Origin of the sequence: Sphingomonas ginsenosidivorax (assembly GCF_007995065.1) — a bacterium.
GTDB lineage: Bacteria > Pseudomonadota > Alphaproteobacteria > Sphingomonadales > Sphingomonadaceae > Sphingomonas > Sphingomonas ginsenosidivorax.
Window position 1 is genome coordinate 1,862,185 of sequence record NZ_VOQR01000001.1, and the last position, 14,688, is coordinate 1,876,872.

10 protein-coding genes are annotated in these 14,688 nt (G+C 69.7%); 2 read left to right on the top strand and 8 right to left on the bottom strand.

Annotated elements, in window-relative coordinates; all coding sequences use genetic code 11:
- Positions 1-50 precede the first annotated feature (50 nt).
- Positions 51-668 (top strand): CC0125/CC1285 family lipoprotein, encoded by a 618-nt coding sequence (locus tag FSB78_RS08500; protein WP_147081806.1) that lies wholly within the window; start codon positions 51-53, stop codon positions 666-668.
- A gap of 165 nt (positions 669-833) precedes the next feature.
- Here the strand turns inward: FSB78_RS08500 and secA are convergent, their stop codons facing one another.
- Entirely contained in the window at positions 834-3,569 is a 2,736-nt protein-coding gene (gene secA / locus FSB78_RS08505; protein ID WP_147081808.1) for a preprotein translocase subunit SecA, read from the bottom strand.
- Positions 3,570-3,649: 80 nt separating this feature from the next.
- Positions 3,650-3,901 carry a hypothetical protein gene (locus tag FSB78_RS08510; protein ID WP_147081810.1) on the bottom strand — a complete coding sequence of 84 codons (252 nt, stop codon included), beginning with the start codon at positions 3,899-3,901 and terminating at the stop codon, positions 3,650-3,652.
- 317 nt (positions 3,902-4,218) lie between these two features.
- Between FSB78_RS08510 and argJ the strand changes: the two genes are divergently transcribed.
- Entirely contained in the window at positions 4,219-5,442 is a 1,224-nt protein-coding gene (gene argJ / locus FSB78_RS08515; protein WP_147081812.1) for a bifunctional glutamate N-acetyltransferase/amino-acid acetyltransferase ArgJ, read from the top strand.
- Between the two features lie 222 nt (positions 5,443-5,664).
- On the opposite strand, the gene trxA is transcribed toward argJ, so the two are convergent.
- The 6 genes from trxA to tsaE all read right to left on the bottom strand — a co-directional run bounded on the left by trxA (position 5,665) and on the right by tsaE (position 14,623).
- Positions 5,665-5,988 carry a thioredoxin TrxA gene (gene trxA / locus FSB78_RS08520; protein WP_147081815.1) on the bottom strand — a complete coding sequence of 108 codons (324 nt, stop codon included), beginning with the start codon at positions 5,986-5,988 and terminating at the stop codon, positions 5,665-5,667.
- Between the two features lie 64 nt (positions 5,989-6,052).
- Positions 6,053-9,478 carry a double-strand break repair helicase AddA gene (addA, locus tag FSB78_RS08525; protein WP_147081817.1) on the bottom strand — a complete coding sequence of 1,142 codons (3,426 nt, stop codon included), beginning with the start codon at positions 9,476-9,478 and terminating at the stop codon, positions 6,053-6,055.
- Positions 9,462-12,473 carry a double-strand break repair protein AddB gene (gene addB / locus FSB78_RS08530; protein ID WP_147081819.1) on the bottom strand — a complete coding sequence of 1,004 codons (3,012 nt, stop codon included), beginning with the start codon at positions 12,471-12,473 and terminating at the stop codon, positions 9,462-9,464. Before addB ends, addA begins: the two co-directional genes overlap by 17 nt.
- On the bottom strand, positions 12,466-13,221 hold the full coding sequence (locus FSB78_RS08535; protein WP_147081821.1) for a nucleotidyltransferase family protein: 756 nt from the start codon (positions 13,219-13,221) through the stop codon (positions 12,466-12,468). The genes addB and FSB78_RS08535 overlap by 8 nt, the downstream gene beginning before the upstream one ends.
- Positions 13,218-14,186 (bottom strand): aminoglycoside phosphotransferase family protein, encoded by a 969-nt coding sequence (locus FSB78_RS08540; protein ID WP_199743263.1) that lies wholly within the window; start codon positions 14,184-14,186, stop codon positions 13,218-13,220. The genes FSB78_RS08535 and FSB78_RS08540 overlap by 4 nt, the downstream gene beginning before the upstream one ends.
- Positions 14,183-14,623, bottom strand: coding sequence for a tRNA (adenosine(37)-N6)-threonylcarbamoyltransferase complex ATPase subunit type 1 TsaE (gene tsaE / locus FSB78_RS08545; protein WP_147081825.1), 441 nt, complete (start codon positions 14,621-14,623; stop codon positions 14,183-14,185). Before tsaE ends, FSB78_RS08540 begins: the two co-directional genes overlap by 4 nt.
- Between the last annotated feature and the right edge of the window lie 65 nt (positions 14,624-14,688).

The following is a 14,688-nucleotide window of genomic DNA, read 5'->3' on the forward strand; positions in this document are numbered from 1 at the left end:
ACGGCTAATAACAGGCGTTTCGCCGCATTCGCCGCGAACGGAGACATGCAATGTTCACCACATTTGGTCGCAGGGTTGCGCTGGCGGCGTTGGCGTCCGGCACCCTGCTGGTCGCGGGCTGCGCGACCGAAACCACCTATCGCCCCGCCACGGGTCAGGGCTTCTCGCGCACCGGCTACAGCGACCGCCGGATCGAGCCGAACCGCTTCCTCGTCAGCTTCTCGGGCAACAGCGTCACGTCGCGCGACACCGTCGAACGCTACCTCTTCTTCCGCGCCGCCGAGCTGACGCTGCAGAACGGGTACGACTATTTCCTGATGGCCGACCGCGATACCAACCTGCAGTCGCGTACCTATTCGACGCCGGGTCTCGGTGGCGGGTTTGGCGGCGGCTTCGGCTATGGCGGCTTCGGTGGCTATTGGGGCCCGTCGTGGCGCTATCGCGGCGCGGGCTTCGGCTGGCGCAGCTGGGACCCCTATTTCGGCGGCGGCTTCGGCGGCCCATGGGGCAACGACTTCGACGTCCGTACGATCGACCGCTACGAGGCGACCGCCGAGATCGTGATGCGCAAGGGCCCGATCCCGCGCGACAACATCCGCGCGTTCGACGCCAAGAAGGTCGTCGACAATATCGGCCCGAGCGTCGTGCTGCCGAAGGAAACGCGCTAATATCTACGTCATGCTGAACTCGTTTCAGCGTCCATCTTACCACGAGCGATATCGCTTGAGGCCAGGTGGACCCTGAAACGAGTTCAGGGTGACGGAAATAGAAAAGGCCGGGCGCCCTGTCGGGTACCCGGCCTTTTTCATGTCCCCCGCAGAAGGGCGGCTACCTCACACCGAGCCGTGGCAGTGCTTGTACTTCTGCCCCGACCCGCACGGGCACGGCGCGTTGCGGCTGACGACGCCGGCCCATTCCGCCGGATCCGTCCCGAAATCGCCCTGCGGCTGCGGGATCTGCAGCGGCGGCATCTGCGACGTGATATGGCCGAGCGTCCCGGCATCGACGTCGTTCGTATCGTCCATCCCCGTGAACGGGTCGAAATGCGTCGTGATGAAGTCGGGCAGCTCGGGCAGGCCGACCGGCGCCTCCATCTGGAACGACGCATGCGCGATCGTCCTGGTGACTTCTTCGCGGATCGCCTCGAGCATCCGCTGGAACAGCGAGAACGCCTCCTGCTTATACTCGTTGATCGGCGTCTTCTGCGCGTACGCACGCAGGTGGACGACCTGGCGCAGCGCGTCGAGTGTCGCGAGATGCTCCTTCCAGTGATGGTCGAGATTCTGCAGCAGGATCGATTTCTCGACCGAGGTCCAGGTCTCGGGGTCGAGCGAGGCCGCCTTCTCCGCGACCATCGCATCCGCCGCTTCGAGCACGCGCGTCTCGACGACCTCGGGATCGATCGCCTCTTCCTTCAGCCACTCGTCAATTGGCGGCTCGAGGTTGAGGATATCGGCGAGCCGGGCCTTCATCCCGGCGATGTCCCACTGCTCGGGATAGGAATTGGGCGGGCAGGCCTCGCCGACGATGACGTTGACGGTCTCCGCGCGCATGTCGACGACGACGTCGCCGACCGTCTCCGCGTCCATGATGTCGGCGCGCTGCTCGTAGATGACCTTGCGCTGCTCGTTCATCACGTCGTCATATTCGACGACCTGCTTGCGGATGTCGTAGTTGCGCGCCTCGACCTTCTTCTGCGCGGTCTCGATTGCCTTGGACAGCCACTTGCTGCCGATCGCCTCGCCGTCCTCGATGTTGTTGCGCATCATCTTGGCGAACAACGTGTCCGGCCCGAAGATGCGCAGCAGGTCGTCGTCGAGGCTGAGGTAGAAGCGCGACAGGCCCGGATCGCCCTGGCGACCCGAGCGCCCGCGCAGCTGGTTGTCGATGCGCCGGCTCTCGTGGCGCTCGGTGCCGAGCACGAACAGCCCGCCCGCGGCGAGCACCGCCTGCTTCTCGGCCTCGATCTCCTCGTCGATTCGCGCCGCGACCGCGGCATAGTCGGGCGTGCCCTCGATCAGGTCGGGATGCTCGTCGAGCATGCGGAACTCCAGGTTCCCGCCCAGTTTGATGTCGGTGCCGCGGCCCGCCATGTTGGTCGCGATCGTCACCGCGGACTTGCGCCCGGCCTGCGCGACGATGTGCGCCTCCATCTCGTGGAAGCGCGCGTTGAGCACCTTGTGCTCGACCTGCTCGCCGACCAGGAACTCGCTCAGCAGCTCGGACTTCTCGATCGACACCGTGCCGACCAGCACCGGCTGGCCGAGGTCGGCGTGATGCTTGATCTTCTTGGCGATCGCGCGGAACTTGTCCGCGGTATCCTTGTAGAACTCGTCCTCCTCGTCGACGCGCTTGACCGCGACGTTGGTCGGGATGCTGACGACGTTGATCTTGTAGATGTCGTAGAACTCGGCCGCCTCGGTCGCCGCGGTGCCGGTCATGCCGCCGATCTTCGGATACATGCGGAAATAGTTCTGGAAGGTGATCGAGGCCATCGTCTGGTTCTCGGGCTCGATCGCGACGCCTTCCTTGGCCTCGACCGCCTGGTGCAGGCCGTCCGACCAGCGCCGGCCGTCCATCATGCGACCGGTGAACTCGTCGATGATGATGACCTTGCCGTCCTTGACGATGTAGTCGATGTCCGACTTGAACATCACGATCGCGCGCAGCGCCTGGTTGAGGTGGTGCACGACCTGCGTGTTCTCGAAATCGTACAGGTTCGCGCCCTCGAGCAGCCCGGCCGCCTCGAGCATCCGCTCGACCTTCTCGGTGCCGTCCTCGGTGAGGATGATCGTCTTCTGCTTCTCGTCCTTGTCGTAGTCGCCGGGGACGAGCTGCTTCACGACCGCGTCGACCTGCATGTACAGGTCGCTCTTGTCGTCGGTCGGCCCCGAGATGATCAGCGGCGTGCGCGCCTCGTCGATCAGCACCGAATCGACCTCGTCGACCACCGCGAAGTTGAACGGGCGCTGCGTCATCGACGATCGCTCGTACTTCATGTTGTCGCGCAGATAGTCGAAGCCGAACTCGTTGTTGGTGCCGTAGGTGATGTCCGCGGCATAGGCGGCGCGGCGCTGGTCGTCGCTGAGGTTGGGGATGATGATCCCGATCGTCATGCCGAGGAAGGTGTAGACTTGCCCCATCCACTCGGCGTCGCGCGCGGCGAGATAGTCGTTGACGGTGACGACGTGGACGCCGTCACCGGGCAATGCGTTCAGATAGGTCGCGAGCGTGGCAACGAGCGTCTTGCCCTCGCCGGTGCGCATCTCGGCGATCTCGCCGCGGTGGAGCACGATGCCGCCGATCATCTGCACGTCGTAATGCCGCTGCCCGAGTACGCGCTTCGCCGCCTCGCGGACGGTCGCGAACGCCTCGGGAAGCAGGTCGTCGAGCTTGGTGCCGTTCGCCAGCCGCTCGCGGAACTTGACCGTCTGGTTCGACAATTCCTCGTCGGACATCGCGACCAGTGCGGGCTCGAAGCTCGCGATCTGCGCGAGGATCGGGTTGAGCGACTTGACGTAGCGGTCGTTGGACGAACCGAACAAGGATTTGGCGAGGCCACCGAACATGGGCGTAGGTCCTGATACAAGGGGGTCGCGGCCACAAGGTCGGGCCGGCGTGAAATTAGGAAACGGGAGAGCAGGCCGCGCTATTCGCGCCGGCGGTCCATCCAGATCGCCGGGCTTGCGAACAGCGCAGCCGTCACCGCTGGCCCCGCCGCGACGGCGGCCAGCGTCGCGCGTGCTGCTGTCGGCCGCCGCGTCGCGCTCGCCACCGCGGCCTGCCCGATCTGCGCGGCGGCCATCGCCTGCGCGACCTGCGGCACCTCCGCCCGGCGCACGCCCGGCACCGCGCCGGTCAGCGCGGACAGCAGTGCAGACAGGAGGAGCAGCAGGTTCAAGTCGGGTCCGATACGGTTCGCTGTGGCGAGGACATAGGGATTGCGTCGCCCATCGTCCAACCGAAAAGGCGGTGCGACGAGTGGAGGGGCGGCACGCCTCCCAGCCCCGCCGCCGCCCACCCGTCATCCCAGCGAAGGCTGGGATCTCCGGTGGCAGGCGCGGAACAGGAGCCGCGAAAGACCCCAGCCTTCGCTGGGGTGACGGAGATATCTGCTGGGGAACGGGAATCGGGCGATCCCCCGCCTCCCCCAACAACGTCCGGCATGACGCGCCCGCCATTGCACGCTAACACCCGCCCAAATCCCGGAGCCACGCCATGTCAGACCGTTCCCCCCTCGCCCTTCCCTTCCCGCCCGCGCCCGCCATCCCCGGCGCCACGCCGCACATCGCCCGCGCGCGCTACAAGGCCTGGGACCGCTGCGACCTGACCTTCGTTATGCTCGACCCGGGCACCACGGTCGCGGGCGTCCTCACGCAGAGCAAATGCCCCTCCCCCGAAGTCGAATGGTGCCGCGCCGCACTGACCCTCGGCACCGCGCGCGCGCTCGTCGTCAACGCGGGCAACTCCAACGCCTTCACCGGCAACCGTGGCCGCGCCGCGGTCGAGGCGATCGCCGCGCGCACCGCCGCGCATCTCGGCTGCCAGCCCTCCGACGTGTTCGTTGCCTCGACCGGCGTGATCGGCGTGCCGCTCCCGATCGACAAGGCCGAGGCCGGGCTCGACGCCGCGTTCGCCGCCGCACCGTGCAGTTGGGAAGACGCTGCGGCGACGATCATGACCACCGACACCTTCACCAAGGGTGCGACGACGACCGCAGTCATCGGCGACCGGACGGTGACGCTGGTCGGCATCGTCAAGGGGTCGGGGATGATCGCGCCCGACATGGCGACGATGCTCGGCTTCATCTTCACCGACGCCGCGGTCGAGCCCGCGTTCCTGCAGGCCGCGCTGTCCGCCGCCAACGCGCCGAGCTTCTCGTGCATCACCGTCGACAGCGACACTTCGACCAGCGACACCGTGCTCGCCTTCGCGACCGGCAAGGCCGGCAACGTCGCGCTCTCGGACGACGACAGCGTCGGCGCGGACGCGTTCCGCGCGGCGCTCGCCGATCTCTGCCATCAGTTGGCAATGCTCGTTGTCCGCGACGGCGAAGGCGCCACCAAGCTGATCGAGGTTCGCGTGACGGGCGCCGATAGTGACCTCAGCGCGCACCGCATCGCCAAGAGCATCGCCAACTCTCCGCTCGTGAAGACGGCGATTGCCGGCGAGGACGCCAACTGGGGCCGCGTGGTGATGGCGGTCGGCAAGGCTGGCGAGCCAGCCGAGCGCGACAAGCTCGCGATCCGCTTCGGCGATACGCAGGTCGCCGAGGGTGGCCTGGCGGTCACGGGCTATGACGAAGCGCCTGTCACAGCGCATTTGAAGGGGAAAGAAATAGAGGTCGGCGTCGACCTGGGCCTCGGCGAGGGCCGCGCCACCGTGTGGACCTGCGACCTGACTCACGGCTACATCTCGATCAACGCTGACTATCGGAGCTGAGCCCCCGTCACCCTGAACTCGTTTCAGGGTCCACCCGTCCGCGCGCGGCAACGTGCGTGGCGCGGTGGATGCTGAACCAAGTTCAGCATGACGGGGTTGGTCCCGCCGTCATCCACCCCCGTCACCCTGAACTTGTTTCAGGGGCCACCCGTCCGCCAGCGTAAACGCCCGCGGCGGAGTGGATGCTGAACCGAGTTCAGCATGACGGGAGCGGCTCGCCCGTTACGCCAGCTCACCCTCGAGCCAGGCCTTCAACCGACCCTTGGGCTCGGCACCCACCTTCGTCGCCGCCGGAGCGCCGCCCTTGAACAGGATCATCGTCGGGATCCCGCGGACGCCGTACTTGCCCGGCGCGTCGGGGTTCTCGTCGATGTTGAGCTTGGCGATCGTCACCTTCTCGCCCAGCTCGTCCGAAATCTCCTCGAGCGAAGGCCCGATCATCTTGCACGGGCCGCACCATTCCGCCCAGAAATCGACGAGCACGGGGCCGTCCGCGTTCAGGACGTCCGCATCGAAGCTGGCATCGGTGATCTGCTTGGTCGCCATTATGAAGTCTCCTTGGTTGTACGCAATCTAGGGGTGCGCATGCCCGGCCTCAACCACCGGGCCGCTAGCTTTGCTCCGCGGGCCGATAGTGCGGCTTGTGCGCGGCGAGCAGCTCGGCGGGCAGGTCGAGCATCGTCGGCCCCGCGGTATAGAGCAACGCCGCCTCGATTCTCCGCCCGGGGAAGATCACCGCGAGCGCCGCGGCATAGGCCGCCATCTGCCGGATATGATAGTCCGGCAACTCCGCCAGCGTCCGCGGCGCGCGCCGACCGGTCTTGAAGTCGACCAGCCGGATCCGCGTCGCCTCGATCAGCAGCCGATCGACGGTCCCCGCAACGACGATCCCGTCGGCCAAGGTCGCCGCGATCGGCGCCTCCGCCAGCGTGTCGGCGCCGAACAGGTCGGCAAAGCGCGGATCGTCGAGCACCGCGATCACGCTCCCGGCGATCTCCGCGCGTGCGCCCGCCTCCGCGACGCCCCCCGCCTGCGCCAGCCAGCGATCCGCCGCATCGGCGCGCGCGGCGGACTCGACCGAGGGCAACCGCTCGAACAACGCATGGATCAGCCGCCCGCGCTCCGCCGCGACGCGCATCGCTGGCGTCGGCGGCGGATCGGACACCGCATCCTCGCCGAGCGCGGAGGGCGACAACGGCCGCGGTGGGCGCGCCTCCTGCGGCGCCGGCTGATGCGCCCAGTCGGGCAAGGCCGCGCGATCGTCCGCAACCGGAGCGCGATCAGCCTTCCGCACGATCGCCGCCTGCACCGTGCTGCCGACGAAGGTCCGTTCACCCTCGCCCGCCGGCAACCCGAGTTCGGCAAACGCCCGGTCCGCCGCGGCGTACCAGCTCGACACCGGCGGCACGCCCTTCGCCTTGGGCCCTAGCGCACCCGATATCACCAGCCGCTCTTCCGCGCGCGTCGCCGCGACGTAGAACAGCCGCCAATGCTCCTCGAGCTCGCGCCGTTCCGCGGTGCTCGTCACCTCGTCGAGCGGCCCGCCCCGCTCCGACCCGCGCGGGCGGAACACCGGGATCGGCGCGTCGCCGGGCTCGGGCGACCATTTGAGGATCGACCGCGGCGCCGCGGTCGGGTCCGCGGTCGCATCCGCCAGGATCACCAGCGGCGCCTGCAAACCCTTCGCCCCATGCGCGGTCATCACCCGCACCGCGTCGAGCGGCGCGGACGGATCGCGCACGATCTCGACATCGCCGCGGTCGAACCAGTCGAGGAAACGCTGCAGCGACGGCGTCGTCGTGCTCTCGAACGTCAGCGCGGCGTTGAGCAGTTCCTCGATCGGATCGCGCGCCTCGGTTCCCAGCCGCCCGATCAGTTTCCGGCGTCCGTCCAGCGGCCCCGACAACAGCTCTTCGAGAAACTGGTACGGCGTGGCGATATCGGCGCGCGCGAGCATCGCCAGCAACGGCGCCAGCCGCGCCGCCGGCTGAGTCCGCCCCAGATGCCGCCACAGCGACCCCGCCTCGCGCGGCGCCGCCTGCATCAGATCGTCCTGCGTCCACCCGATCAACGGCGACACCAGCAACGACGCGAGACTGAGATCGTCTTCGGGTTGCAGCACGAAGCGGATCGCCGCGAGCAGGTCCTGCACCGCCAGCGGCGCGTTCAGCCGGAGCCGGTCGACGCCCGCAACCGGCACGCCTTCCGCATACAGCCGCGCGACGATCAGCGAGGCGAGCTCGCCGCGCCGCTTGACCAGGATCATCACATCCTCGGGTCGCAGCGCCCGGCCCTTGCTCTCGAGCATCAACCCGCCGTCGATCCAGCGCTTCACCGCACGCGCGATATCGCCCGCCTGCTTGCGCACCGCGTCGTCGACCCAGCTCTCCTCGTCGTCCTCGCTCCCCCCAGCCGAGACCGCGGGCCAGATCGTGACGGTCCCCGGCCCCGGCACCTCGCTCGCATGCAGTTCGACCGCACCGTCGATCCCGAGCCCGGGCTCGCCGATCGCCACGATCGCCGCATCGACGAACTCCAGCACGGTGCGCGTCGACCGGAACGAATGCGTCAGCGACAGCCGTTCCAGCGGCAACCCGCGCTCGTCCTCGGGCCAGTCGTCGTCGCCACCCGCCTCCGCTGCGCGCCCGCTGAAGTATTGCTCGGCAGCCTGGAAATTGAGCGGGTCGGTGCCCTGGAACCCGAAGATCGCCTGCTTGTAGTCGCCCACCGTGAACAGCGTCCGCGTCGCCGGCGCATGGATGCCGCGCCCGACGAAGAACTCGTCCGACAGCGCGCGCACGATCCGCCACTGATGCCCGTTGGTATCCTGCGCCTCGTCGATCAGCAGATGCTCGGTCGCCTGGTCGAGCTTGTAGCGCACCCATTCGCCGATCCCCGGCTGGTCAAGCAGCGCGACCGTCGTGGCGATCAGATCGTCGAAATCGACCGCCCCGCTGCGCCGCTTGGCCAGCGCATAGGCCCGCGCATAGTCGCGCCCGACCTCCAGCGCATCGGCGAGCAGGTCCGCATAGGCCGCCCGCTCGATCATCGACAGCACGTCGGAACAGGCGGTGCCCAGGTCGGCGGCGAGGATCTCGTACTCGGGATCGGCGTCGACCAGCTTCTTCGACGCCTTGCGCGGTTCGCCCTTGCCCGTGAGCACCACGCTCGCGAGGTCGGCGAGCGCGGCGGTACGATCCTCGGCCGCGAACCAGCGCTCGATCGTCGCCGCGTGGCTCTGGCCGGTCGCCGTGCCCCAGGCCCGGTTCGCCGCGGCGATCCGGTGGATCGCGTCGTGATCGAGCGCCTGGCACCAGTCGGCGGCCGCCTCGTCGATCGGCCCCGCGGGCAGTTCGAGCTGCCGCCGCAACCAAGGCTGGATCCCGCTCGGCAACGCCTCCAGCGCCGGCAGCGCCCACGCGCAGGCGAGCAGGAAGCCTTCCGCCCCGCCCTCGCCCATGCGCAGGCTCAGCCGCCCGACGATCTCGATCGGCCGTTCACGCCCGTCGCGCTCGGCATCCGACAGCAACCCGGCCAGCGCCTCGCGCGCGAGCCCCGCCTCCTCGCGCGCCTCGAGCGGCCGGAACCCGGGCGTCAGTCCCGCCTCGACCGGAAACGCCGCGAGCAGCCCCTGGCAGAACCCGTGGATCGTCTGGATCCGCAGCCCCCCGCCCGGCGCATCGAGCACCTTGGCGAACAACGTCCGCGCGCGATCCTGCAGCGCCATCGTCGGGCTTTCGCCTAGCGCGACCAGATCCGCGCCCAGCGCCGGCCCCGGCATCCGCACCCAGGCGGCCAGCCGCCCGTTGATCCGCTGCGCCATTTCGGCGGCACCCGCCTTCGTGAAGGTCAGGCACAGGATCGCGCCCGGATCGACTCCGCGCAGCAACAGCCGGAACACCCGCGCTGCCAGCACCTGAGTCTTGCCGGTGCCCGCCGACGCCGACAGCCAGACATGCGCGGACGGATCGCTCGCCCTGGCCTGGTTGTCCTTCAGCCGCGGCAGCGTGGCGATCGTGTCAGTGGTCACGGCCATACCATTCGTCGCGGCGCATCAACTGGTCATATTCGGCATAGGGCGCATATTCGGGCACCAGCTTGGCGGTGAACGCGGCGCTGCCGGTCAACCATTCGCCCGCGACCTCGGTGAAGTTGTGCGCGGCGATGGCCGTGAACTCCGCGGTCGGGATCTTGTCGCGCTTGCCGTCGGGATCGACCGGGCTCTCGACATAGCCGAACGCGTCGCGCTTCTTGCCGAGCGACCAATATTCGAACGCCCCCGCGACACCGCGCACATCGTCGAACCCACCGCGCTCCGCGATCAGCCCGAGCAGCCCGAGCTGCAGACTATACCCCGCGCGCACCGCGGTCGGCGACGGTGGCTTGCCGGTCTTGTAGTCGATCACCGCCAGCCGCCCGTCGGCCAGCCGGTCGATCCGGTCGTACCGTCCCGACAACGTCACCCCCGCGATCGCGATCCGCCCCTTGCCCTCGGCACTCGCCACACTCCGGCCGTCCTCGCCCTGCGCCACAATCGCCCCCGCGATCCAGTCGATCGCCTCCAGCAACCGCGGCTGCCACAAGGCACGCAGCATCGGATGAGTCCGTTCGTCCTTCAGCATCGCCGTCGCCCGCGCGCGCAGCGTGTCGACGCTGCACGAATCCTGCTTCCACCATTGTTCGAGAATGTCGTGCACCGCAGTCCCGCGCCACGCCGCGCTCGGATCGGCATCGACCGGATCGAGCGGCATCAGCCCCAGCACGCGCCGCGCATAGAAGGCGTACGGATCGGCCTTCAACCGGTCGACCTCGGTCACCGAGATCGCCTTGGGCCGCAACGTCGCGGGCGGCGACGGCGCGGGGCGGTCCGCGGGCCGATACGCATCGGGCGTGTCGAGCGCGCGCGTCCAGCCCTCCAGTGCCCCCGCGCGCTCCAGCCGATCCCCCGCCAGCGCCTGCAACCGCAGCCACAGCCGCGACGCGAGCGCCGGCGACTTCGCATCGCGCCGCGCCCGAGTCACGATCGCCACCGGCGCGCCCAGGGCTTGCGCGAAATCATGCGCCGCGGTGCCGACCCGTCGTTCGAGCCCCTGCAGCCCCAGTTCTGCGCGGATCCGCGGCGCCAGCCACGGGTCGGGCGCGGGCCGCCCCGGCCACACGCCTTCGTTAAGCCCGCCCAGCACCATCAGATCGGCGGTCTGCAACCGCGCCTCGATCAACCCGTAGATCGCAAGCCGCGGATGCCCCCCCTGCTGCGGCCGCACCGCGACCTCGTCGAGCAGGGTGCGCAGCAACTGCGGCAATTCGGCCGGATCGACCCGCGCCGGACCCGCCGGTGCCTCCAGCTCCAGATCGGCCAGAAACTGCGCCGCCGCACGCCCCGCCGGCCCCGCCCATAGCGCATCACCGCACAGGGCCTCTGCGGTCTCGCGCAGCGCCGCGAGCAGATCGCCCAACGGCTGCGCGCCGCGCTCGACCGTCGCAGCGATCGCGGTCAAACTTTCGGACGCCCCCTCCCACCACATCGCAGCGGTTCCCCGGCGAAGGCCGGGGCCCCGTTGGGGGACCTGCGTCACTGGGCCCCGGCCTTCGCCGGGGAACCGTTTGTCGAGATGGTCGGTAATGCCCTGCAACCCCGCCGCCGGCCGCGGCCCGCGCAAGGCCTTGTCGAGCGCACGCGCCCCATCCAGCCACGCCAGCCGCTCCTCCCCGCTGCGCACCAACGGATGCTTGAGCAGCGCCAGCAGCGGCAACGGCGAAAACCGCTGCGCCGCCGCCTCGGCCAGCGCCAGCAGCAACGTCCCCGGCGGCAGGATCGACAGCGGCCGCCCCGCGGTATCTTCGATCGCGATCCCCCAGCGCCACAGATGCGCCGCGACCCGCCGCGCGAGCGCCCGGTCCGGCGTCACCAGCGCCGCAGTCCGCTCGGGCACCTCCAGCGCCTCGCGCAGCGCCAGCGCGATCGCCTGCGCCTCCTCGGCGGGCGTCGCAAGCTCGGCGACCGTCACGCCCTTCATCCGCCGGTCCTCGGCCCCGATCCGCGTCCATTTGCCGGTGAAGTCGGCCGGCGCCAGCGCATTAGCGATCGCCCGCCCGCGCGCCGCATCGGCGTCGTGCCCGCCACCCTCGCGCCACGTCGCGACCTCGTCGCGGCCGACGCTCATCCGTTCGAGAAGCAGCTTCAGGTGGAACTGCGGATGCGTCTCGATCGACCGCCGCGTCAGCCCCGCCGCATTCGGCGCATGCGGCCCCAGCGCGTCCCATTCCTCGACCGGCAACGCCAGATCGAGCCCTGCGAACACCACCATCCCCCGCGGCATATCGGCGACGCAGCGCAACAGCCGCGCGACCGCGGGCGCCGAATCGGTCACGCCGGCCGCGCACACCAACCCGCCAGGCGACGCACTCCGCCAACGCCGTTCCAGCCGGTCGAGCAACGCCGCACGCCGCGTCGCCGCATCGACCCGGCCGATCCGCGCGAGTTCGGCGGGCCAGCGTTCCAGCACGACCTCGAACGTCGACAGCGCGCGGCGCCAATGCTCGGTCAGCTCCGGCCCCAGGTCGATGTCGCGCAACCGCTCGGGCGCGACCTCCTCGACCAGCAGCTGGTCGAGCGTCCGTGCGAGTTCCCCCGCCAGCCGCACCGCCTCCGCCGCCTCGATCGGCTGGCCGCCGCGCGCACGTTCCTCGGCCACCAGCCGCGCCAGGATCATCCGGCGCTGGTACGGCGGCACCGCGGGCAGCGGCGCGTTCTCGCCCGGCGCGGGGGCCGGATCGAGCGCCGCGCCGACGCTCTCGCCCAGCTCGGGATCGCCCAGCGCCACCAGCCGCGGCAGCACCAGTCCGCCGCCGCTCGCACGCACGAACGCCTCCGTCACCGCGCGCACCGCCCGGTTGTTGGGCAGCAAAATCAACGCGCGCGCCAGCGCCAGCGGGTCCGACCCCGCGCGCCGCGTCAGTCCGGCGACCAGCGCATCCGCAAACGCCCGGTGCGCGGGGATCGTGAAGAGCGCCGGTGCGCCATCAGCCATCGGCGAGGATCGCCTCGGTCTTCGGGATCGCGCCCGGCGTGCCGACGTCGAACCACAGACCCTGATGAACCTGGCCGTAGGCGCGCCCTGCCGCGATCGCGCGGTCCCAGAACAGGTTGGTCGAGAACGGCCCTTCCGGCCAGTCGACGATCAGCCGCGGATGCAGGATCTGGATGCCGGTATAGGCGAACGGCGCGACCCGCCCCGGCTTGCGCCGCCCGATGATCCGCCCGTCGGCATCGAGATAGAAATCCCCGAGCCCACCGTGATTATGCGCACGCGCCAGCGGCACCATCAGCAGCAGCGCGTCCATCTTGGCATCGTCCCAGCGCGACGCGAGCAGCCGGATCGCGTCGACCGGCCCGTCGATCCACAGATTGTCGCTGTTGACGACCAGCACCGGCGCATCGCCCAGCAACCCGCGCGCCTGGACCAGCCCGCCGCCCGTCTCCATCAACCGCGCACGCTCGTCTGACATCACCACCTCAATGCCGTCGAACCGATCGGTCACATGCGCCTGCAGCGTGTCCGCCAAATAATGGACGTTGACCACCGCGCGCTTGATGCCGGCGCTGCGCAACCGGTCGAACACGTGGTCGATCAGCGGCTTGCCCGCGACCTCGACCAAGGGCTTGGGCCGCGTCGCGGTCAGCGGCCGCATCCGCTTGCCGAGGCCTGCGGCCATCACCATCGCGGTTTCGGGCACCTGCCCGCCCGGGACCGGGCGTACGACGTGCTGCCGGCTCATGCCGACAGCGCCAGCGGATCGCCGCGCAGGTCGGGGGGCACGTTGGCGTCGAACCATTGCGCGACGGGCGCCAGCACCGGTTGCGCCAGGTCGCGCTCGATATAGGTCCAGACGCGCGGGCAGAGCGTCGGAAAGCGCGGCTTGCCGTCGCGCTTCCACAGCCGCGTGAAGATGCCGAGGATCTTCGCGTTCCGCTGCGCGCCGAGCACGTGATAGGCGTGGAGGAAATCCTCGTCGACGCCGGTCGCGGCGCCGTAGCGCGCGAGCATCGCCTGTTCGATCGCCGGATCGACGTCGCGCCGCGCATCCTGCAGAAGCGAGACGAGATCATAGGCCGGGTGCCCCGCCAGTGCGTCCTGGAAATCGAGCAGCCCCAGCGACCGCGTCGGCCCCACCAGCATCAGATTCTCGGCATGATAGTCGCGCAGCACCGTCACCGGCTCTGCAGGAATGCAGTAATGGAACACCGCGTCCCATGCTGCGTACCAGCCCTCCCTGTCGGGCTCGATGCCGACCGCCGGGCAATACCAGTCGACGAACAGGTCCGCCTCGCGCGTCAGCACCGCGCGGTCATACGGCGGCAGCGGCCCCGCCGGATAGTGCCGCAGCGCGACCAGCAGGTCGATCGCGGGCTCGTACAGCGCCTGTTCGGCGTCCGGCGCGGCATCCGCCGCCTCGCGCAGCCGGTCGTCGCCGAAATCCTCGAGCAGCACGAACCCCTGGTCGAGATCGGACGCCAGGATCGCGGGTGCCGCAAAGCCGCGCTCGGCGAGCCACTGCGCCACTGCGATGAACGGCCGCGGATCCTCGTGCGCGGGGGGCGCGTCCATCAGGATCGCCCGACGCTCTCCCTCCACGGCGCGGAAATAGCGACGGAACGACGCGTCGCCGGCAAGCGGCAGGATGCGCGCGCCGGCCCATCCGTTGGCGTCGAGAAAAGCGGCGGCGCCGGGCGGCGGGGTCATGTCGGCCATCGCCGCTCCCAACCCGCCGGCACTCGCGCTGTCAAGCCGCGACCGCCGTCCGGCTCGATCGTCAGCGTCAGGGCGAGCGCGTGCGGCCAATAGTCCGGCCCTGCGCGTTCGGGCCATTCGATCAGCAGCAACGATTCGCGTTCGGCCTCGTCGAGCCCCAGTTCCTCGATTTCGTGGGGGTCGTCGATGCGGTAGAGGTCGACGTGCAGCACGGGTAGGCGCACCTCCGGCGGCGCATAGGGTTGCACGATCGCGAAGCTCGGCGACGGCGCCTCGCCGGCGAGCCCCAGCGCGGCGAGCAACCCGCGTGCGATGCTCGTCTTCCCCGCGCCAAGCGTGCCCTGCAGCGTGATCACGTCGCCCGGCCGCACCAGCGTGGCAAGACTGGCCCCGAACGCCTCGGTGGCCTGTGGGTCGGCCAGTCTCACGACGCGGGCGTCCCTTGTTCACCCGCGAAGGCGGGTGCCCAGTCTGGGTCCCCGCCTTCGCGGGG